We start from the raw sequence: 19,828 nt of genomic DNA, 5'->3' as shown, positions 1-19,828 counted from the left end.
CTTCTACCGATTCAAGGAGCACCGACCATGACCACACCCCAGGCCTACATCGTCGACGCCGTCCGCACCCCGGTCGGCAAGCGCAACGGCTCGCTCGCCAAGACCCACCCCGCCGATCTCGGCGCCCACATCATCTCCGCACTCGTCGAGCGCACCGGCATCGACCCCGCGGCCGTCGACGACGTGGTGTTCGGCTGCCTCGACGCCATCGGTGGCCAGGCGGGCAACGTCGCCCGGACCGCCTGGCTCGCAGCCGGTCTCCCGCTCGAGGTGCCCGGCACCACCGTCGACCGGCAGTGCGGGTCCAGCCAGCAGGCCATCCACTTCGCAGCGCAGGGCATCATGAGCGGAACCCAGGACATCGTCGTCGCCGGCGGCCTGCAGAACATGAGCGCCATCCCGATCTCGCAGGCGATGATCTCGGGCAAGGAGTTCGGATTCACCACGCCCACCGCTGAATCCGCCGGCTGGCAGGAACGTTTCGGCGACGCGCAGATCTCGCAGTTCCTCGGCGCCGACATGATGGCGAAGAAGTGGGACATCAGTCGCGAGGACATGGAGCGCTGGGCGCTGCAGTCGCACGAGCGGGCCCGGGCCGCGATCGCCGACGGCAAGTTCGACAACGAGAACGTCGCCCTCGGTGACTGCGTCGTCGACGAATGCCCGCGCGAGACCTCGATGGAGAAGATGGCCGGCCTGCAGGTCCTCGCCGATGGTTCCCGGCTCACCGCGGCCGTCGCCTCGCAGATCGCCGACGGGTCGTCGGCGACCCTCGTCGTCTCCGAACGCGCGCTGAAGGAACACAATCTGACACCGCGAGCCCGCATCCACCACCTGTCCGTGCGCGGCGACGACCCCGTGATGATGCTCTCCGCGCCGATCCCGGCCACCAAGTACGCCCTCGACAAGACCGGCATGTCCATCGACGACATCGACGTCGTCGAGATCAACGAGGCGTTCGCGCCGGTCGTGCTCGCGTGGCTCAAGGAGACCGGCGCGGACCCGGCGAAGGTCAACCCCAACGGTGGCGCCATCGCACTCGGTCACCCCCTCGGCGCCACCGGCGCCAAGCTGTTCGCGACCCTCCTCAACGAACTCGAGCGCACCGGCGGCCGCTACGGACTCCAGACGATGTGCGAGGGCGGCGGGACCGCCAACGTCACGATCATCGAGCGGCTCGGCTGAGAGTCACCACCTCTGCTGCCTGAGGGCCACAGTTCGCCCCTCGACGTTCCCCTCTCGAGGCCGTACCATTCTGACAACAGGCGTGCCCACATACGGGTGTGATCTGGCGCATACTATTGTGTGGCACACGCGGACCATTTCGTTCCAACCGCCGCACGTCAGGTGCAGCACGACCTAGCTGAGGGGATCTCGATGACCAAGCCTGCTGAGCACACCAGCACCGGCGCCACCGGCGCGACGCGTGGCGTCTCGTCGGAAGCGCATAGTTTGACCGAACTGGTCGAGATCCAGCGCGCGGCGTTCCTGCGCGACGGGATCCCCGACGCCGACACGCGCATCGACCGCATCACGCGGCTTGCAGCCCTGCTCCTCGACAACGCCGACGAGATCGCCGCCGCGCTGGCCGAGGACTTCGGTGCCCGCCCGCGCGAGCTCTCGCTCGCCGCCGATGTGGCCGGCTGCATGATCGACCTCGCCCACCAGCGTCGCGGGGTCAAGGAGTGGATGGCCGAGTCGAAGGTCGCGAAGGTGCAGGGCCTGCTCGGGTACAAGCAGAGCATCCGCCACGACCCGCTGGGCGTCGTCGGCATCATGGGGCCGTGGAACTTCCCGCTGCAGCTGACGGTCGTGCCCGCGGGTTCGGCGTTCGCCGCCGGTAACCGGGTCATCATGCGACCGTCGTCGGTGACCGCGAAGACCACCGACGTGATCGCGAAGCACGCACCGAACTACTTTTCGATCGAGGAGCTGGCGATCGCCACCTCCAAGCACGGCTCGGGATCGGACTTCGCCAAGCTCAAGGTCGACCACATGTTCTTCACCGGCTCGCCCGGCGTGGGTGCTTCGGTGGCCCAGGAGGCCGCGAAGAACCTGATCCCGGTCACCCTCGAACTCGGCGGCAAGAACCCGGCCGTCGTCGACGTCGACGCCGACATCGACAAAGCCGCGACGATGCTCGCCGACGCCCGCATGGTCAACGGCGGCCAGGTGTGCCTATGCCCGGACTACGTCTTCGTCCCCGAGGCCAAGCTCGGCGAGTTCACCGACAAGGTCGTCGCGCGGTGGACCGAGAACTTCCCGACGATCATCGACAACGAGCAGTTCACGTCGACGATCAACCAGAAGAACTACGAGCGGATCCTCGGGCTCATCGACGACGCCGAGCAGCTCGGCGCCACCAAGCGTCAGGTGATCCCCGGCGGCGAACCGCTGCCGGACGCCGAACGCCGCAAGATTCCGCCGACGCTGCTCACCGGCGTCAAGGCGGGCATGAAGATCGAGGAGGACGAGGTCTTCGGTCCGGTGCTGACCGTGTACCCCTACCGCGACCTGTCCGAGGTCATCAGCCAGATCGGCTCGCACCCGCATCCGCTGACCATGTACTGGTGCGGCGATCAGAACGAGCGGTTCCAGAAGCTGGCCGACAACACCCGCAGTGGTTCGATCAACGGCAACGACTTCGCCATCCACCTGTTCAGTGGCGAACTGCCGTTCGCCGGCGTCGGTAACAGCGGAATGGGCGGGTATCACGGCCGCACCGGTTTCGAGACCTTCAGCCATGCTCGGGCCGTCGCGTTCTCGACGCTGCCGGTCAGCGTTGCCGAGATGATGTCGCCACCGTTCCTGCCCAAGGACGCCAGGCTGACCAACAACCAGCTGAAGCTGTGGAAGTTCTTCAACAACCGCGCCATGAAGAAGGTGCGGAAGCGCCTCGGCGCATAACATCGGTCGTCTTGGCCGGGATCGTCGTCCGACGGTCCCGGCCAAGCGCTTGCTAGGGTGAGCGCACACTCTTCCAGGAGGATGCGCTTGTCACCACGAGGTCAGACCAGGATCGACGCGAACGGCCGGACCGCTGCGAGTACCGCCGACGCGCCGACTCGTTCGTCGCGCCGGGACGAGTTGTTGGCGACCGCCGGGCGCATGTTCGCCGAGCAAGGGCTGCGCTCGACGACGGTCCGGGACATCGCCGACGCGGCCGGAATCCTCTCTGGGAGTCTGTATCACCATTTCGACTCGAAGGAGTCGATGGTCGACGAGATCCTGCGGGGTTTCCTCGACGACCTGTTCGCTCGCTACCGGCAGATCGCGGCGTCGAGCAAGTCGGCGACCGAGACCCTGCGGGGCCTCGTCATCGCGTCGTTCGAGTCCATCGATGCCGAACGCAACGCGGTGGCGATCTACCAGGACGAGGCAAAGCGTCTTTCCGGCCAGGAACGTTTCGCCTACATCTCCGAACTGAACGTCGAATTCAGGCAGCTGTGGCAGTCGGTGCTGCAGCGCGGCGTAGAAAACGGGGAATTCCGGGCCGATCTCGACGTCGAACTCGTCTACCGCTTCATGCGCGACACCGTGTGGGTCGCAGTGCGGTGGTATCGGCCCGGGGGCTCGATGACGGTCGACTCGATCGCTGATCAGTACCTGTCGGTGGTGCTCGACGGCATCCTGCCGCGCTAACCACGCGCGTCGAAGTTAGGGTAGCTTTCCTTTCCCAACGTCTGGCCGTTATTGTGCGCGTATGACAATTGGCGGAACCGATGTGGCCGCGCCGGCACCAGTCTCCGACGTCGACGTCGAACCCGACGATCCGAAAGCCGCGCGCGCTCAGGCCAGATCCGAGTCCAAGGCGAAAGCCGCTGCCCTCGCCGACGTCCTGGCCCCGGTGAAGAAGCGCACGCTGCTGGCCCAGTTCGTCCAGATCTTCGCCTCCGCCGCCACGGTGGTGCCGTTCATCGGGATCGTCGAACTCGGGCGCATCCTGCTCGAACCGGGACCGGTCGACTCCGGGCGCGTCTGGCTGGTCGTGTGGCTGGTGGTCGGTGGGCTCGGCGCTCGCGCCGCCTTCAGCTTCCTCGCACTGGCGATCACCCACTTCGCCGATCTCGATCTCCAGGCGCAACTTCGAATCCGCATCGCGGACAAGCTGGGTCGGCTGCCGCTGGGGTGGTTCAGCCGGACCAGCTCGGGTGCGGTCCGCAAGTCGGTGCAGAACGATGTCGCCGACCTGCACTATCTCGTCGCGCACGCGACCGTCGAGGCCACAGCCGCGATGCTGTCGCCGATCTTCGCGCTGATCTACTGCTTCTACCTGGACTGGCGCCTGGGGCTGCTCGCGATCGCGACGGTGCCGCTGTACGCGCTGACCTACTCCTACATGGCTCGGGACCTCACGACCGAGATGGAGAAGATGGACAAGGGCGTCGCGCGGATCAGCGCCACGATCGTCGAGTTCATCTCGGGCGTCGCCGTCGTGAAGACCTTCGGGCAGACCGGCAAGGCACACCGGCGGTTCGTCGATGCCGCCGACGAGTTCAACGACGACTTCGCCGGCTACATGGGGCCGATGCTCCGCGTACAGGCGGTCACCACCGTCCTGATCAGCGCGCCGCTGATCCTGCTGGTCAACCTCGGCGTCGGGTACTGGCTCGTCGACAACGGGTGGGTCCAGCCGATCGAGCTCGTCGGGTCGACGCTGATCGCGATGGTGTTGCCGACCGCGCTGCTCACGGTCTCGACCGCGGTCCACACCCGTCAGCAGGCCTCGGCCGCCGCCCTGCGTATCGCCTCGCTGCTCGCCGAACCGGAGCTGACGGTTCCGGAGAACCCCCAGGTGCCCGCCGGGCACGATGTGCGGGTCGAGAACGTGCACTTCACCTACCCGCCGCGCCTCGGTGTCCCGTCCGGGGTGAAGGCCCTCGACGGGGTCAGTGTCGAACTGGCCGAGGGAACCGTGACCGCTCTCGTCGGGCCGTCGGGAAGCGGCAAGTCGACGCTTGCGACGCTGCTGCCCCGCTTTGGCGATCCCGACTCCGGTGCGGTGCGCATCGGTGGGGTCGATGTCCGCGACATCGCGCCCACCGAGCTCTATCGCCACGTCGGGTTCGTGCTCCAGGACGTGCAATTACTGACGATGTCGGTGCGCGACAACATCCGCCTGGGCCGTCCGGACGCGAGTGACGAGCAGGTCTACGACGCCGCCCGCGCCGCCCAGATCCACGACCGCATCCTCGAGCTGCCCGACGGCTACGACACCGTGGTCGGCGACGGGGCACACTTCTCCGGCGGTGAGGCGCAACGTGTCTCGATCGCGCGGGCCCTGCTCGCCGACACCCCGATCCTCGTCCTCGACGAGGCCACCGCCTTCGCCGACCCGGAGTCGGAGGCGCAGATCCAGCAGGCCATCGGCGCGTTGATGGTCGGGCGCACGGTGCTCGTCATCGCGCACCGTCTGGGCTCGATCACGCACGCGGACAACATCGTCGTCCTGGATCGGGGTCGGGTCGTCGAACAGGGTCGGCAGGACGAACTGGTCGCCCGCGGCGGGTTGTACGCGTCGATGTGGGCCTCCTACGAGGCCGGGACCACCAGGCAGGACGAGGAGATCGCGCGGGGCGCGGTCACGAGCAGCGAGGCGGCACGATGATCCGCGGTTTCTACACGATCCTGGGTTCCGAACGGTCCCGGATGGTCGTCTTCCTGACCTGGGTGGTCGTCTACGGCGTCGCGCAGGGGCTGGCGATGCTGACCCTGGTCCCGATCGTCGAACACCTGCTGACCGGTGACCTCTCCGCCGCCGCGATGTGGTTGTGGCCGTTGGCCGTTCTGGTCGTCATCTGTGCGGTCAGTGCCTACGTGCAGTCGCTCAAGGGCATGACGATGGCGCTCTACGCGATGCGCATGCTGCACCACCGTCTCGGCGATCACATGGTCACGCTGCCGCTCGGCTGGTTCACCCGCGACCGCGTCGGTGACGTCTCCCAGATCGCGGTCAAGGGAACGATGTTCGTGGGCAGTACCGGCGCGCACTACATCACCCCGGTCGTCGTCAACATGGTGAGCTCCGTCGTGGTCGTCATCGGTATCTGCTTCTTCGACTGGCGCATCGGTCTTCTGATGGTCGCCGGGACGCTGCTGCTGATGTACGTCGGCAAGCTGTCGAGTTCGTTCCTCGCGAAGTCCGAGGGCCGTAAGCGTGCCGAGGCCGTCAAGGTCAACAACCGGGTCCTGGAGTTCGCCCGCTGCCAGGCGGTGCTGCGGGCCTTCGGCGACTCGGACTCCGCGCACAAGCCGCTCGCCGACGCACTCGGACAACAAGCACGCGTGGGCAAGTCGATGCTCTGGCGCTCGATCCTCGGCATCCTGCTGAACGGGTTGTCGGTGCAGGTCGTCTTCAGTGCCGTGCTCGCGCTCGGCGCGGGGCTGGCCGTGGCGGGCCACATCGAGCCGGCCCTGCTGATCGCCGTCTTCGGCCTCGCGGCCCGCTTCTTCGGCCCGATCGGCGAACTCGCCGAACTCGGTTCGACGCTGCGCATGTCCACCGACGAGATCAACCGCATCACCGGGGTGCTCGACACCGACCGGATGCCCACCCCCGATCAACCCACGCCGATCACCGAACCGGGTGCTGTCGAACTCGACGGTGTCGCTTTCGGGTACGAGACCGGCGCGCAGGTCCTGCGCGATGTGTCCCTGCGAGCCCGCCCCGGCACGATGACTGCACTCGTCGGCCCGTCGGGGTCGGGTAAGTCGACGATCTTCCGTCTCATCGCACGGTTCTACGACGTCGACGGCGGCGTCGTGAAGGTCGGCGGCGTCGACGTGCGGGAGCAGGAGACCGGTGCACTCATGGGCCAGTTGTCCCAGGTGTTCCAGGACGTCTATCTCTTCGACGACACCCTGTGGGAGAACATCAAACTCGGACGGCCCGATGCGACCGACGACGAGATCCGGGCCGCCGCCGAGACCGCGGGGGTCACCTCGATCGTCGACCGGCTGCCCGATGGCTGGCAGACCGTCGTCGGTGAGGGCGGGTCGGCCCTGTCCGGCGGTGAGCGCCAACGAGTCTCGATCGCACGCGCCCTGCTGAAGGACGCGCCGATCGTGCTGTTCGACGAGGCGACAAGCGCTCTCGACCCCGAGAACGAGTCCCACGTCGCGGAATCCATCCGCCGCCTCGCCGACCGCAGCACGGTGCTGGTCATCGCGCACAAGCTGTCCACCGTGATCGCCGCCGACCAGATCGTCGTGCTCGACGATCAGGGCGGCGTCGACGACATCGGCACCCACGACGAACTGCTCACCCGCGGTGGGCGATACACCGAGTTCTGGAACCAGCGGACCGCAGCTGCCGGCTGGACGCTGACGCCGTCGGCTTAGGCGCGCCCTTCCGAGGCGGTGAGAGCGGGCTGGACCTGTCGACCTCGTTCCGAGACCGATCGCCCCCCGCCCACCGGGATCTCGGAGCGAAATTGCGCAACGCGCAAGAGATTTTTGCCACCAGACCCCGGCGGCCAGGGCTTGTTGAACACTGTGGAGTTGTCAAAGGTCGTGTGGCGTCGGTCGGTGACGACGCCGGAGGGTCTGGTGGGGGCGGGGTGAGGTCAGACGAGGGCGTCGTCCAGGCGCATGGTGCGCCGGTTGTAAGCCGGCCGAGGTAGACGCCGCGGGTCGATATCGGCCGGTGGGATCAACCACGGATGACGATCAGGGCCCATCACCACCTCCCACCCATGATGATGCACCTGGGTATGACAGCGCTGACACAGTAGACACCCGTTGTCCAGATCAGTCGGTCCGCCGTCAGCCCATGGCACCAGATGATGCACCTGCGTATGCGCCGCTGGTGCACCGCATTTCACGCAACACACATCCCGCACGACGATCGCCTGACGCAGATGATGCGGGAACAACCGCTTCGTCGTCCCCATCCGCAGCGGCACCCCCTCGTCGTCGAGGACGATCTCGGCGACCCCGCCGTCACACGACAACCGACGTGCCGTCGATGCCGTGACCGCGCCCACCCACGGCAGAATCGCCGGGCCCACACCATCAGCGGGGATGGTCACCACTACCTGAGTGCGGGGTGCACCTGCGGTGGTCATCGCCGCACCGATCGCGGCCTGATCGAGCAGTAGCTCCAACCCGTCCGCACGACGCTGCCCGACATCACGGCGGTCGTCGGCCCCGTCGGGTTCGGGACGCGGACAGGAGCGTTCGTCGATCATCGCCAGGAACTTCTCGCCGATCACCGCCGTCACATCGCCGGTGATCGCGACCCGGCCTTCGTCGGTCACTCTGGTGTGCAAGGTGTTCAGCGACGCATCATCGGCCGGCGCGACCGCGTGCGGATCGTCATCGGCGACCCGCGTGGCGATGCTCCGGGCGTGAGTGTTGATCTCGGCGGGGGTGGCCCCGGAGAACGCCTGCGCCAGTAGTTCGCTCTCGAACACCGACCGGTCATCGTCGGACAACGCAGTCGCTGCCTGTTTGTCGATGGACGCGATACCGCGGACCACTGCATCAACACACTCGGCAGACAGATACCCGTCGGCGGCGCAGTCGGCGACTTTCGGCAACGATCCCAGTCCGGCGGCGATCCGTGCACCGCGGTGCGCGGCCGTCGGGGGTAGGCCGATCTCGATCAGCCAGGATCGGGTCGTCGACCCTGCTCGCGCCGGTGCCCCCGAATCCTCCAACAGGGCGATGTGGACGGCGATCTGGTGATCGAGGACGTTGCGCAGCACGCGTAGTTCGTCGAGTCGCTCGACTACCAGGCGACCACTCCCGTCGTCGGGCGGGGGTTGTAGACCAATGAGGGTGTCGCGGAGCTCGGTGATCGAGGACATGAGACCAATGTACTCGCCAAAACGTTCGACGACGAGGTTTGTCCACAACCTATCTGCCGTCGAATCAAGCTGTGCGGCAGTCTATGTCACACGAACATCAGTGGTGAACCGCAGTGAACCGTGGTGAACAGAAACCCCACCAGTCACACGGTGGCTAGCCGAGCATAGGGCCCGGGTTCACCACCGACCTCGGAGCGCACGAAATCTGCAGTGCCATCTCGTCGCCGGCGGCCTTCGCGCTGGGGACCTGAGGAGCCTGTCCGCTCTGCCAACTGCTCGGGGATTGGCGGGGCCCGTACTCGCGGTGCTCGAGTTCAGGGAGCAGTGGTCGCGACCCCCCGCGCCGACCACCGCCCTTCCTGGTGGGCGATCTCGATCGGGTAATCGAAGCACTCGGTCACCAGGGCCGTGGTGAGAATGTCGTGAACCGGCCCCGCGGCGAGGATCCGGCCGCCGGTCACCAGCACGGCATGCGTGGTCGTCTCGGGAAGTTCCTCGAGGTGATGGGTGACGAGCACCGTCGCGAGATCGGGATGTGTCCGGTGCAGCCGGTCGACGGTCTGCAGAAGACGCTCGCGGGCAGCCACATCGAGGCCGGTCGACGGTTCGTCGAGCAGCAGGAGTCGAGGATCGGAGAGCAGCGCGCGGGCGATCAGGGTCCGGCCGCGTTCGCCCTGCGACAGGTTCGTCCACGGCGCCGACGCGAGCGCGCTCAAGCCGAGCATCTCGATCAGTTCGTCGGCGCGGGCCAGTGTCTCCGATGCGGGTTCCCGGTGGTCCATCAGCTCGGTCGTGCCGGTCGCACCGGTCAGCACCACCTCGCGGATCGACAGCGGCGACCGCAGCGGATGCCGCGGATTGACGTGGCCGATGGACTCGCGCAGCTTCCGGGTCTCGACGCGCCCCAGTTGGTGTCCGAGGACATGGACGGTCCCCCGCGTCGGATGCTGTTCCGCGCCACATAGGCTCAGGATCGTCGACTTGCCGGCGCCGTTCGGGCCGATGAGCGCCCACCGCTCGCCGGCGTGGACGGTGAGGTCGATGTCCGCGAGGATCGCACGGGACTGCCGCACGAAGTCGACCGAATTCAGGCGCAGGACTTCCGGAGTCGTCACGGTCCGAAGGTACCGGACCCTTCGTGACGGCCCTCCGCAAGCTCCGGGCCTCCTCAGGGGGCGGGGGGGTGACGGGCCGCCCTGCGCTGCCTGAGGTGTGAGGAGCGCAAGCGACGAGCCTCGAAGGCTCCGGGCCTCCTCAGGGGGAGGGGGGTGACGGGCCGCCCTGCGCTGCCTGAGGTGCGAGGACCCTTCGTGACGGCCCTCCGCAAGCTCCGGGCCTCCTCAGGGAGCGGGGTGGGGACGGCCCTCCGCACGCTCCAGGGCGCCCCTAGCCCAACGACCCGAGAGCCTTCAGCCGTTCGTGCGCCTGGGTCATGATGGACTGGATCAACTCGTCACAGCTGGGCAGGTCGTCGATCATGCCGACGACCTGGCCGGAGGCGAGCACGCCGGCGCGGGTGTCACCTTCGACGAGGCCGGCCTTGAGCAGCATGGGGGTGTTGCCCGCCATGATGACCTGCTGCCACGTGCGTTCGCCCGACTTCTTCATCGTGCGCCCGTCTTTGAGCATCGTCGTCCAGCGCATGCCGGTCATCTGCTTGAACTCGTTGGCATTGCGGGCCGCGGCGACGAGGGCCCGGGCCGGGCTCCCGCTCTCGAGCGCCTCCACCAGCGGGGTACGCAACACGCGGTGCGGCATGCCGTCGACCTTGACCGAGACAACGGTGTCGCCGAGACCGCGGGCGAGGTACTCCTGCTTGACGGAGTCGGGCACGGCACTGTCCGACGTCAGCAGGAACCGGGTGCCCATGGCCACGCCCTGAGCCCCGTAGGCGAGTGCGGCGGCGAGCCCACGGCCGTCGAAGAACCCGCCCGCGGCGACCACCGGCATGTCGATACCTTTGGCGGACAGCGCATCCAGCACCGACGGCAGCAGCAGGGTGGTGGCGACCGGTCCGGTGTGACCACCGCCCTCGCCGCCCTGGACGATCACTGCGTCGGCACCCCACGAGGCGACCTTGACGGCATGCTTGGCCGCACCGATCGACGGGATCACGACGATGCCGTTGTCCTTGAGCTTCGCGATCAGTTCGGGTTTCGGGGCCAGCGCGAAGGAGGCGACCTTGACGCCCTCTCGGATCAACAGGTCGATGCGTTCGGGGGCATCGGTCGCGTCGGCACGCATGTTCACACCGAATGGCTTGTCCGTCAACGATTTCGTCTTCGCGATGGCCGCCTCGAGTTCCGCGAACGTCATCGTGGCCGACGCCAGGATGCCCAGCCCGCCGGCGTTCGAGGTTGCCGAGGTCAGCGACGGTCCGGACACCCATCCCATGCCGGTCTGGACGATCGGGTACTCGATGCCGACGAGCTCGGTGAACGACGTCGACAGTCCGGCGGCGCGCGCGGGACTCGGTTGTGCGCTGGTGGGACTGCTCATCGGACTTCCTTGTTGCGGACGCCCTTCGGGTCGAGGACGTCCCGGATCAGACCGAGCTCCTCTGCCGTCGGCCGGCGCGTTTCGGGTGCGTCGGCAAGGCCTTCGACCTCGAAGCCGGTGTTCTCGGCGACCTCGTCGGCGCCGACCCCGGGATGCAGGGACAGGGCCCGCATGGTGTGGCCTGGTCCGCCGAAGTCGAAGACGCCGAGGTTGGTGACCACGCGATGGATGTTCAGGTCGTCGAAGGCCGGGTTCTCCGGATCGACCTTGTCGAAACCGACGCCCGACACGATGTCGACGGACTCGCCGAAGACGCGCGCGGTGTGGCGGGCCACCCAGTAGCTGGTGGGGTGGTTGATGGTGTTGCCTGGCGCGCCACGCACACCGAACATCTGGCGAGTGGGGTGCTGCAACGGACCGAACGCCGACAGGTTCTGGTTGCCGTGCCGGTCGATCTGGTTGGCGCCCATGACAACATGGCGCCGACCCGACGCCACGACGTCGAACACCTTGCGGAACGGCATCCAACCCTCGATCGGCCCGGTCTTCCCGATCGGCGGGGTGTCGGCGAGGATCAGCGCCTCGCCGTCGGTGATCAGCAGGTCGGGTTCGGTGGTGAGACGCGCGAGCCGGGCGCCGAGCAGGGGAGTGGGCGCCATCGGCGAGGCCATGATCTCGCCGGCGCCGGCGAAGATGTCGGCGCAGGAGATCACGCAGTACTCGGCGCGGGTGGGTTCATCCGTACCGGACGATTCACCGGGCGTGGTCGCGGTTTCGGCGGTGCTCACTGTCCGGTCTCCTTCTGCTCGTCCTGCCAGGCGGTCACTTCTCGCTGGTAGGTTTGTTCGTCGACCTGGAGGAATCGGCGCGAGAACGCGTCCCAGGTCTCGGGCTCCTTCGCCGACGCCACATAGAACTGCTGGAACTTCTCGTCCCGGCCGTACTCCCCGGCAAACGTGAAGTGAGCGCCGTTGGGCGCGTGGACGACGCGGTCGACGGCCATTCGGTTCAGCAGAAGACGTTGGTGTGGGACGGTTTTGACGAGCACCTCGGTGGAGACGATCTGATCGGCCTCGAGATAGCGACGTTCGGCGGCCGCGCAGTAGAGGTCGTCGAAGTACGGGTCGACCCCGGTGTATGCGGCATTGCCGTGGGCATCGGCCAGATCCAGGTGCACGAAGGCGGCGTCGAGCTTCAGCGCCGGCATGGCCACCAGCGTCTGCGTCCGGCCGTCGGCGTCGGGATAGGGCGAGGTGACGGTCTTCAGCTCACCCTCCCAGAAGTTGAGGACGTCGGAGCCGAGGCCGGCACGAATGGGCAGGAACGGCACGCGTGCGGCGGCTGCCTCGAGGCCGCATTTCACCATGCCCTCGTCCATCTCGCGTACCTCGATCTCGCCGTTGGTGCGCGCCTTGGCGAACCACGGATCGTAGAACGGGGCCGAGTCGAGGGAGACGAAGCCGTAGTACGCGCGGCGCACCTTCCCTGCCGCGCAGAGCAATCCGAGGTCGGGGCCACCGTAGGTCACCACGGTGAGGTCCTTGACGTCGGAGCGGGCGAGCGCACGGACCAGCGCCATCGGCTTGCGGCGCGAACCCCATCCGCCGATGCCGATGGTCATGCCGTCGCGTAGCTCGGCGATGACGTCGTCGAAAGTGCTTGTCTTGTCGGTGGGCATGTCAGGCACGTCCTCCATCCGAGGCGGAATTCGCGGCAAGTGGCTTGCCGGTCGACACGAACGCGTCGCGGTGCTCGTCGGCGACGCCGGCCAGGTTCAGCTCGAAGGTGTACCCCTGCTCGAGACGGTAACTCGCCTTGACGTCGACGGGGTCGATGTTGTTGATCGCCTCCTTCGCCGCGCGGATCACGCGAGTGTCCTTGGCGGCGATGGCCTCTGCGACCTCGAGTGCCGCGTCGAGCAGTTCCTCGCGGGGCACGACCCGGTAGACCGAACCGAAGTGCTCGAGTTGCTGGGCGGTGACGTTCTTGGCGGTGAAGTAGAGGGTGCGCATCATGTGTTGTGGCACGAGCCGCGCGAGATGGGTTGCGGCGCCGAGTGCTCCGCGGTCCACCTCGGGTAGTCCGAAGACGGCGTCGTCGGAGGCCACGATGACGTCGGCATTGCCGACGAGGCCGATGCCGCCGCCCACGCAGAACCCGTTGACGGCGACGACGACGGGGACGGCGCAGTCGTAGACGGCACTGAAGGCGGCGGCGCATCCGCGGTTGGCGCCGATCAGGGCGTCGAAGCCGTCGGTCGCCTGCATCTCCTTGATGTCGACGCCCGCGTTGAAGCCCCGACCTTCTGCGCGGAGCACCACCACGTGGGTGGAGGGGTCCCGGCCGGCGGCGGTGATGGCGTCGCCGAGTTCGAACCATGCGGCCGATGGCAGCGCGTTGACCGGCGGATAGTCGACGGTGACGGTCACGATCCCGGTATCGGAACGTGTCGTGGTGATCGGCACGCGGGCTCCTCTCATGGGGCGGTCCGGACAGTCCGAGGGGACTGCGGAAGCGCACCAAGCAAGTGCTTGGTTGTTTGGTAGGGTAGCACCCATGCAGACGCAGTCACAGGTCGAGCTGGGCCTGGTCGGGAAGGTCATCCTGGTCACGGGCGGGGCGCGCGGGGTGGGTGCCGGGATCACCCGCGTCCTGGGTTCGCTCGGCGCCCGTCCGGTGATCTGTGGTCGCAACGCCGACAATCTCGCCGACGACCTCCGCGATCTCGATTTCGTGTCCTGCGATGTCCGCGACGCGGATGCGGTCGTGGCGATGATGGACGACATCATCGGGCGGGCCGGACGCATCGACGGTGTCGTGAACAATGCCGGCGGCTCCCCGTTCGCGCTGGCCGCCGACGCGTCGGTCCGGTTCGCGAGCAAGATCGTCGACCTCAATCTGCTCGCCCCGCTCGCCGTGGCCCGCGCGGCCAACGCGGTGATGCAGACGCAGCCGGATGGCGGTGGCATCGTGAACATCTCGAGCGTGAGCGGCCACCGGCCGTCACCCGGCACCTCGGCCTACGGTGCGGCGAAGGCCGGACTCGACAACCTGATGAGCTCGCTCGCCGTCGAGTGGGCGCCGCGGGTGCGGGTGAACTCGGTCGTGGCCGGCCCGGTCGTCACCGAACAGTCCCACCTGCACTACGGCGACGACGCCGGTGTGGCAGCCGTCGGCGAGACCATCCCGATGGGGCGGATGGCCACGCCCGCCGATGTCGGCAACGCGGTCGCCTTTCTCTTGTCACCGCTTGCCGGCTACATCACCGGGTCGACGCTGACCGTCCACGGCGGTGGCGAGAAGCCGGCATTCCTCGACGCCGCCACGGCCGGTAACGCAGTCTGAGACCCGGTGTGCGGTTCGGGGCCGCAGACACTTCGGAAAGGAAGAACATCAGTGACCAGCAAGTTGAATGAGGGTCGTGTCGTCATCGTGACCGGTGCCGGCCAGGGCATCGGACGCGCCCACGCCCTCGCGTTCGCCGCCGACGGCGCGAAGGTCGTCGTCAACGACTACGCCGAGGACCCCGCGAGTGAGGTCGTCGACGAAATCGTCGCCGCCGGCGGGCAGGCAGTCGCGTCGGTGGGCGACGTCGCGGACTGGGATTCGGGTGCGGCCATGGTCGAGACCGCACTCTCCGCGTTCGGACGCCTCGACGTACTGGTCAACAACGCGGGTTTCGTGCGTGACCGGATGCTGGTCTCGCTGTCGGAGGACGAGTGGGATGCGGTCGTCCGCGTACATCTCAAAGGGCACTTCGTCGGTCTGCGGCACGCAGCCGCGTACTGGCGTGCCCAGGCGAAGGCCGGCGACGTTCCGCAGGCGCGCATCATCAACACGAGTTCCGGTGCGGGACTGTACGGTTCGGTGGGGCAGGGCAACTACGTAGCGGCGAAGGCCGGCATCGCGGCTCTGACGATCCAGGCGGCCGCGGAACTGGGGTCGTATGGTGTGACCGTGAACGCGATCGCTCCGGCCGCCCGTACCCAGATGACCATGGGTGCCGGTGAGGCGATGGCCGCTCAGATGGCGGCGCCCGCCGACGGTTCCTTCGACACGATGAATCCGGCGAACGTCTCGCCCCTCGTGGTCTGGCTGGGTTCGCCCGCGGCGGGCTCGGTGACCGGCCGGGTGTTCGAAGTCGAGGGCGGCAAGATCTCGATCACCGATGGATGGCAGCGAAGCATCGAGCGGGACAAGGGCTCTCGGTGGGAGGCCGGCGAGCTCGGCCCGGTGATCGAGGAGATCCTGGCCAAGGCGCCGGTACCGATGCCGGTGTACGGCGCGCGATGACCTCGCCCCGAGATCCCTCGGCCGAGCGGATCGCCGCGGCGCGCGCTTATGTGGACGCCTTGGTGAGTCACGATCCGTCCGCGGTCGTCCTGCACCCGGACTGCACCCGCGTGGAGTTCGGTGTGCGGACCGGGCGCGACGGCGACCACATCGCCCGCAGCCTCGCGCGTGGCCCGCAATTCCGCCTCATCCACCGGATCTCGGACTTCACCGCCACGGTGGACGGGCACAGCGTCACCACGCGCTACATCGTCCACGTCCGACCCAAGACCCTTCGCCTGGGTGCCACCGTGTCCGAGACCTTCGTGGTCGACGAGGACAACCGGATCCGCGCGATCGTCGCCCACTTCGGCCTCCCGCGGCCCCAACGGGCCTGACCGTCCGGCACGCCACCAACAGACGAACCCACCACCCCGAACGGGCGGTGGGTTCGTCGACTGTAGGTGGACCGTCAGGCGCTGGGCGCGCGGACGACCATCGGCACGCCGGGGAAGTACGCCGCCATCTCCGAACGGGACTTGCGTAGCGCTGCGGTGCCGTACCCCGACTTGCGGAACTGCGGGTGGATCCAGATGCGCAGGTCGATCTCGCCGTCCTTCAGTTCGCCGAACACGAAGCCGACCTTCGACTCGCCTTCGACGGCGACCAGCCAGACGGCTTCCTCGGCGTCGACCCGGGCGGTGGCGGCATCGATCTCGGCCGCGACATCGCCGGCGGGAGCGCCCGAACCGTCGCCGGCGGTGCCGATCTCGTTGGTGCGCGCCGAGAACAGTTCGGCGTCGGCGGACGGGTCGAACGGACGGAGATCAAGGGTGTCCCCACTGCTGGCCGGGCGTTCGGCGAGCGTGAAGGTGAGGGCGCTGTTGAGGTCGTCGAGTTCGGCCTGGTTCTTGCGGCGGTCGTCCTTGGTGAGCTGGTCGAGCTTCATGTCGAGGATGGCCTCGGCGCCGAGCTTGGATTTGCCGAGCAGGTCGACGATCGCGGTGACGGCCTCGTCATGATTCTCGGCGTCGACGATGGCATCGAGGACCTCGTGGCGGTGCTCGAGGGCGGTCAGCAGGGCGTCGGCGATGTCACGCCGGGTGGTGGCGAGGTCGAGATCAGTCATGGTTCGATCCTAGGTCACCACCCCTCGCCGGTGGCGGACTTCAGATTCGCGGAAGGCGCATCCGCAAGGGAATGTTAGAACACGTTCTCGTGTCTCATAGTGCGGTTTTGGTGGAGATTCTTCCCTAGAGCTGTAACACGTCCTAGTCTGGTGGTCATGACGAACGAGGGTACGACGACAGCACCGGCCGACTTCGATCACCTGCGCGGGGGCACGCACATGGGCGACCTGATGGTCGCGGCGCTGCGGCGGCACGCCGACCGCACCGTACTGTCGCTCGGCGACACGGAGATGACCGGCGGTGAGATGGCCGCGTCGATCAGTCGGTACATCCAGGCGTTCGAGGGGTTGGGGGCTGGTACGGGAACCGCGGTCGGCCTGCTCGCGCTGAATCGGCCCGAGGTGCTGTTCGTGATCGGCGCCGGCCAGACGCAGGGATGGCGCCGCACCGCACTGCATCCCCTGGGCTCACTCGACGACCACGCGTACGTGCTCTCCGACGCCGGCGTGTCGACTCTCATCATCGACCCGGTGCCCATGTTCGTCGAGCGGGCCGCGGCACTGCTCGAACGGGTTCCCGGTCTCAAGCAGGTGCTGACGCTCGGACCGGTGCCGGAGCAACTCGCCGCCCACGCGCGGGACGTGATCGCCGAAGCCGACAATTTCGAGCCGAAGCCCCTTGTCGCCGCGCATCTCTCACCCGACCACGTCGTCTCCATCACCTACACCGGCGGCACCACCGGCAAGCCGAAGGGCGTCATCGGGACAGCCCGCGCGATGTCGACGATGACGCAGATCCAGCTCGCCGAATGGGAATGGCCCGAACACCCGCGGTTCCTGCTCTGCACGCCCCTCTCGCACGCCGGCGCCGCCTTCTTCGTCCCCACCCTCATGAAGGGCGGGTCGATGGTGGTCCTGTCCAAATTCGACCCGGCCGAGGTGCTCCGCACGATCGAGGAGCAGAAGATCACCGCGACCATGCTGGTGCCCTCGATGCTGTACGCACTGATGGATCATCCGGACTCCAAGACGCGCGATCTGTCCTCGCTGGAGACCGTGTATTACGGTGCGTCGCCGATCAATCCGGTCCGGCTGGCCGAGGCCATCGAACGCTTCGGTCCGATCTTCGCGCAGTACTACGGTCAGTCCGAGGCGCCGATGGTCATCAGTTACCTGGCGAAGGGTGACCATCCGGGTCCCGGTGAGGACCAGCGTCGGCTGAGCAGCTGCGGACGGCCGTCGGCCTTCCTGCGTACCGCCCTGCTCGGGCCCGACGACAAGCCCGTCCCGCAGGGCGAACCCGGCGAGATCTGCGTCGCGGGAACACTTCTCGCCGGCGGGTACCTGGGCCTCCCCGAACAGACCGCGGACACCTTCCGCGACGGCTGGCTGCGCACCGGCGACGTGGCCCGCGAGGACGAGGACGGATTCTGGTTCATCGTCGACCGCACCAAGGACATGATCGTCACCGGTGGCTTCAATGTGTTCCCGCGCGAGGTCGAGGACGTCGTCGCCGAACACCCGGCAGTGGGTCAGGTCGGCGTGATCGGTGTCCCGGACGACAAGTGGGGCGAGGCGGTCACCGCGATCGTGGTGCTGCGCAACGATGCCGACGCCGACGACGCGGCGAAGGACCGGATCACCGCCGAGATCCAGCAGTCCGTGAAAGACCGCAAGGGTGCGGTGCAGTCACCCAAGCGGGTGATCTTCGCCGATGCCCTGCCACTGACCGCGCTCGGCAAGCCGGACAAGAAGGCGCTGCGGTCCCAGTACTGGGCCGACTCCGACCGCGGCGTCGGCTAGATTCCCCTCTGCTCCCTGATCCGAAAGAACGACATAACCATTGCCCCCTGAGGTGCGAGGAGCGTTGACGCTTCGCTCGCACCTCAGCTCAGGGAGCACAGGGGGAGCGCATTGCTCGCGCCTCAACCGACCCGCCCGCCCGGGCGGGTCACAGGTCGCAGCAGTCGCAACAATCGCAGCAGTCGCAGTCGTCGCAGACCGCGTCCTTGTACTTGTCGGTGAAGTGATTCCAGTGGTCGACGCAGCAGGCCTTGCCGAAGCACGAGACACCGATGAACGGCAGAATCCGTTCGTGGAACGATCGATTCGGTTTGAAGGGTGGCGGGTACGGCCACTCGGTCGGATAGCCGAACGGCCGGTGCGGCGGCCACTGGGTGCGCGAGTCGGCGACCACCGAAGGGGCCTCCGCGTGCGGGTGCATGCGCTTGTGGATCGCGTGGCGCAGTCCGTCGAGCAACACCACCCGTAGGAGTCGGTCGTCGACGAGTTCGAGGTCGGCGTAGCGGGCCCGGATCGCGGAGGCGAGTCGCCGGCACTGCTCGAGCGCGGTCTCCGGCGACGTTCCGGTGGACCGGAGTGGGTTGTACCGTCCCTGCTCGGCGTCGGAGTCATAGTCGTCGACCGCGTCCAAGAGGTGCGCTATCCGGCCGAAATCGGCACCGATGTCGGAGAGCGCGGCCTCGTTGCGGGGTGCGTCGGCGAGTATCGCCGACGCGGAGAAGACCTGTGCCGCAGCCACTGCCGACGCCTGGGTGAGGTCGTCGAGGACGACGCTCGTCGACTCGATCTCGGCTTGACGCGAGAGCGTCGTCATCATGCCGTCCACATCGAGACGTCGGGCGACCTCGGTGTCGGCCGCGGCATTCCGGCGCAGGTGGCTCCCGGCATAGTCGGCGAGCTTCGCGCGTACCGGCCGACGGGGCGCCAGCGCGTGTCGCTGCTCGTTGCCGACGTCGGCCGCCTTCGCTGCGGCGAGGGTGAGGGAGGCGGTCGCGGCGAGGCGGACACCCGGTTCGTCGGCGGACACGACTGTCGCCGTGCGCATTCCGCGTAGGGGACACCGACCGGCCTCGGTGGAGGCGCACTCCGCCGCCGACTGGGCCGCGGTGAGGATCGAGACCATCACCGCATCGGTGTTGACCGTCAACCTGCTCGACTGGCCGTGGTTGTCGCGTAGCGACAGACAGACCCCGCACAGGTGGGAGCGCCACTGGTCCATCAGGTCGTCGTCGAGTGCGTGCCGACATGGAGTGAGAACCCCGAACATTCGAGAATCAGACCACAGGCGGGGGGACCTCGCCAGGGGATTCATTCG

17 protein-coding genes are annotated in these 19,828 nt (G+C 67.6%); 9 read left to right on the top strand and 8 right to left on the bottom strand.

Translation table 11 applies throughout. From position 1 onward, the window contains the following. Positions 1-27 precede the first annotated feature (27 nt). From Q9R39_RS04060 to Q9R39_RS04040, 5 genes are all read left to right on the top strand, one after another. Positions 28-1,185: an acetyl-CoA C-acetyltransferase gene (locus Q9R39_RS04060; protein WP_078112634.1), complete on the top strand. Its 1,158-nt coding sequence runs from the start codon at positions 28-30 to the stop codon at positions 1,183-1,185. 192 nt (positions 1,186-1,377) lie between these two features. Further along, the gene (locus Q9R39_RS04055) at positions 1,378-2,907 is read left to right on the top strand and encodes an aldehyde dehydrogenase family protein (RefSeq protein WP_078112633.1); all 1,530 of its coding nucleotides are present in this window, start codon (positions 1,378-1,380) and stop codon (positions 2,905-2,907) included. Between the two features lie 87 nt (positions 2,908-2,994). Beyond that, positions 2,995-3,642: a TetR/AcrR family transcriptional regulator gene (locus tag Q9R39_RS04050; protein WP_058249973.1), complete on the top strand. Its 648-nt coding sequence runs from the start codon at positions 2,995-2,997 to the stop codon at positions 3,640-3,642. 61 nt (positions 3,643-3,703) lie between these two features. Further along, positions 3,704-5,608, top strand: coding sequence for an ABC transporter ATP-binding protein (locus Q9R39_RS04045; protein WP_078112632.1), 1,905 nt, complete (start codon positions 3,704-3,706; stop codon positions 5,606-5,608). Then, positions 5,605-7,341 (top strand): ABC transporter ATP-binding protein, encoded by a 1,737-nt coding sequence (locus Q9R39_RS04040; RefSeq protein WP_311277129.1) that lies wholly within the window; start codon positions 5,605-5,607, stop codon positions 7,339-7,341. The genes Q9R39_RS04045 and Q9R39_RS04040 overlap by 4 nt, the downstream gene beginning before the upstream one ends. A 224-nt stretch (positions 7,342-7,565) precedes the next feature. Here Q9R39_RS04040 and Q9R39_RS04035 read toward each other — a convergent pair whose 3' ends face one another. The 6 genes from Q9R39_RS04035 to echA20 form a co-directional block, all read right to left on the bottom strand. Then, complete coding sequence (locus Q9R39_RS04035) at positions 7,566-8,810, bottom strand: HNH endonuclease signature motif containing protein (protein ID WP_159371416.1); 1,245 nt, start codon at positions 8,808-8,810, stop codon at positions 7,566-7,568. A 314-nt stretch (positions 8,811-9,124) separates the two neighbouring features. Beyond that, entirely contained in the window at positions 9,125-9,925 is an 801-nt protein-coding gene (locus Q9R39_RS04030; RefSeq protein ID WP_058253934.1) for an ABC transporter ATP-binding protein, read from the bottom strand. 271 nt (positions 9,926-10,196) lie between these two features. Continuing rightward, on the bottom strand, positions 10,197-11,309 hold the full coding sequence (locus tag Q9R39_RS04025; protein WP_058253933.1) for a nitronate monooxygenase family protein: 1,113 nt from the start codon (positions 11,307-11,309) through the stop codon (positions 10,197-10,199). Then, positions 11,306-12,097: a CoA-transferase subunit beta gene (locus Q9R39_RS04020; protein WP_078113609.1), complete on the bottom strand. Its 792-nt coding sequence runs from the start codon at positions 12,095-12,097 to the stop codon at positions 11,306-11,308. The genes Q9R39_RS04025 and Q9R39_RS04020 overlap by 4 nt, the downstream gene beginning before the upstream one ends. Then, the gene (locus Q9R39_RS04015; protein ID WP_265967082.1) at positions 12,094-12,987 is read right to left on the bottom strand and encodes a CoA transferase subunit A; all 894 of its coding nucleotides are present in this window, start codon (positions 12,985-12,987) and stop codon (positions 12,094-12,096) included. The genes Q9R39_RS04020 and Q9R39_RS04015 overlap by 4 nt, the downstream gene beginning before the upstream one ends. Position 12,988: 1 nt before the next feature. Next, on the bottom strand, positions 12,989-13,774 hold the full coding sequence (gene echA20, locus Q9R39_RS04010; RefSeq protein ID WP_058253931.1) for a (7aS)-7a-methyl-1,5-dioxo-2,3,5,6,7,7a-hexahydro-1H-indene-carboxyl-CoA hydrolase: 786 nt from the start codon (positions 13,772-13,774) through the stop codon (positions 12,989-12,991). Positions 13,775-13,865: 91 nt separating this feature from the next. Between echA20 and Q9R39_RS04005 the strand changes: the two genes are divergently transcribed. Genes Q9R39_RS04005 through Q9R39_RS03995 form a run of 3 tightly spaced genes read left to right on the top strand, consistent with a single transcriptional unit; the run spans position 13,866 to position 15,979 of the window. Next, a complete protein-coding gene (locus tag Q9R39_RS04005) occupies positions 13,866-14,654 on the top strand; it encodes an SDR family oxidoreductase (protein WP_058253930.1) in 789 nt (262 codons plus the stop codon). Between the two features lie 51 nt (positions 14,655-14,705). Beyond that, positions 14,706-15,602: an SDR family oxidoreductase gene (locus Q9R39_RS04000; RefSeq protein ID WP_159371414.1), complete on the top strand. Its 897-nt coding sequence runs from the start codon at positions 14,706-14,708 to the stop codon at positions 15,600-15,602. Then, a complete protein-coding gene (locus Q9R39_RS03995) occupies positions 15,599-15,979 on the top strand; it encodes a nuclear transport factor 2 family protein (RefSeq protein WP_058253928.1) in 381 nt (126 codons plus the stop codon). The genes Q9R39_RS04000 and Q9R39_RS03995 overlap by 4 nt, the downstream gene beginning before the upstream one ends. 74 nt (positions 15,980-16,053) lie before the next feature. Here the strand turns inward: Q9R39_RS03995 and Q9R39_RS03990 are convergent, their stop codons facing one another. After that, positions 16,054-16,710 carry a GNAT family N-acetyltransferase gene (locus tag Q9R39_RS03990; RefSeq protein ID WP_078113612.1) on the bottom strand — a complete coding sequence of 219 codons (657 nt, stop codon included), beginning with the start codon at positions 16,708-16,710 and terminating at the stop codon, positions 16,054-16,056. Positions 16,711-16,866: 156 nt separating this feature from the next. Between Q9R39_RS03990 and fadD8 the strand changes: the two genes are divergently transcribed. Further along, positions 16,867-18,513 (top strand): fatty-acid--CoA ligase FadD8, encoded by a 1,647-nt coding sequence (gene fadD8 / locus Q9R39_RS03985; RefSeq protein ID WP_159371413.1) that lies wholly within the window; start codon positions 16,867-16,869, stop codon positions 18,511-18,513. Positions 18,514-18,661: 148 nt separating this feature from the next. Here the strand turns inward: fadD8 and Q9R39_RS03980 are convergent, their stop codons facing one another. Beyond that, positions 18,662-19,780 carry a DUF5685 family protein gene (locus tag Q9R39_RS03980; RefSeq protein ID WP_159371412.1) on the bottom strand — a complete coding sequence of 373 codons (1,119 nt, stop codon included), beginning with the start codon at positions 19,778-19,780 and terminating at the stop codon, positions 18,662-18,664. Positions 19,781-19,828: the final 48 nt, after the last annotated feature.

It is taken from the genome of Gordonia sp. AC31, assembly GCF_031844505.1.
GTDB classification, from domain to species: domain Bacteria; phylum Actinomycetota; class Actinomycetes; order Mycobacteriales; family Mycobacteriaceae; genus Gordonia; species Gordonia hongkongensis.
Note: the sequence above shows the minus strand (reverse complement) of the source record. Positions and strands in the feature narration are given on the sequence as shown.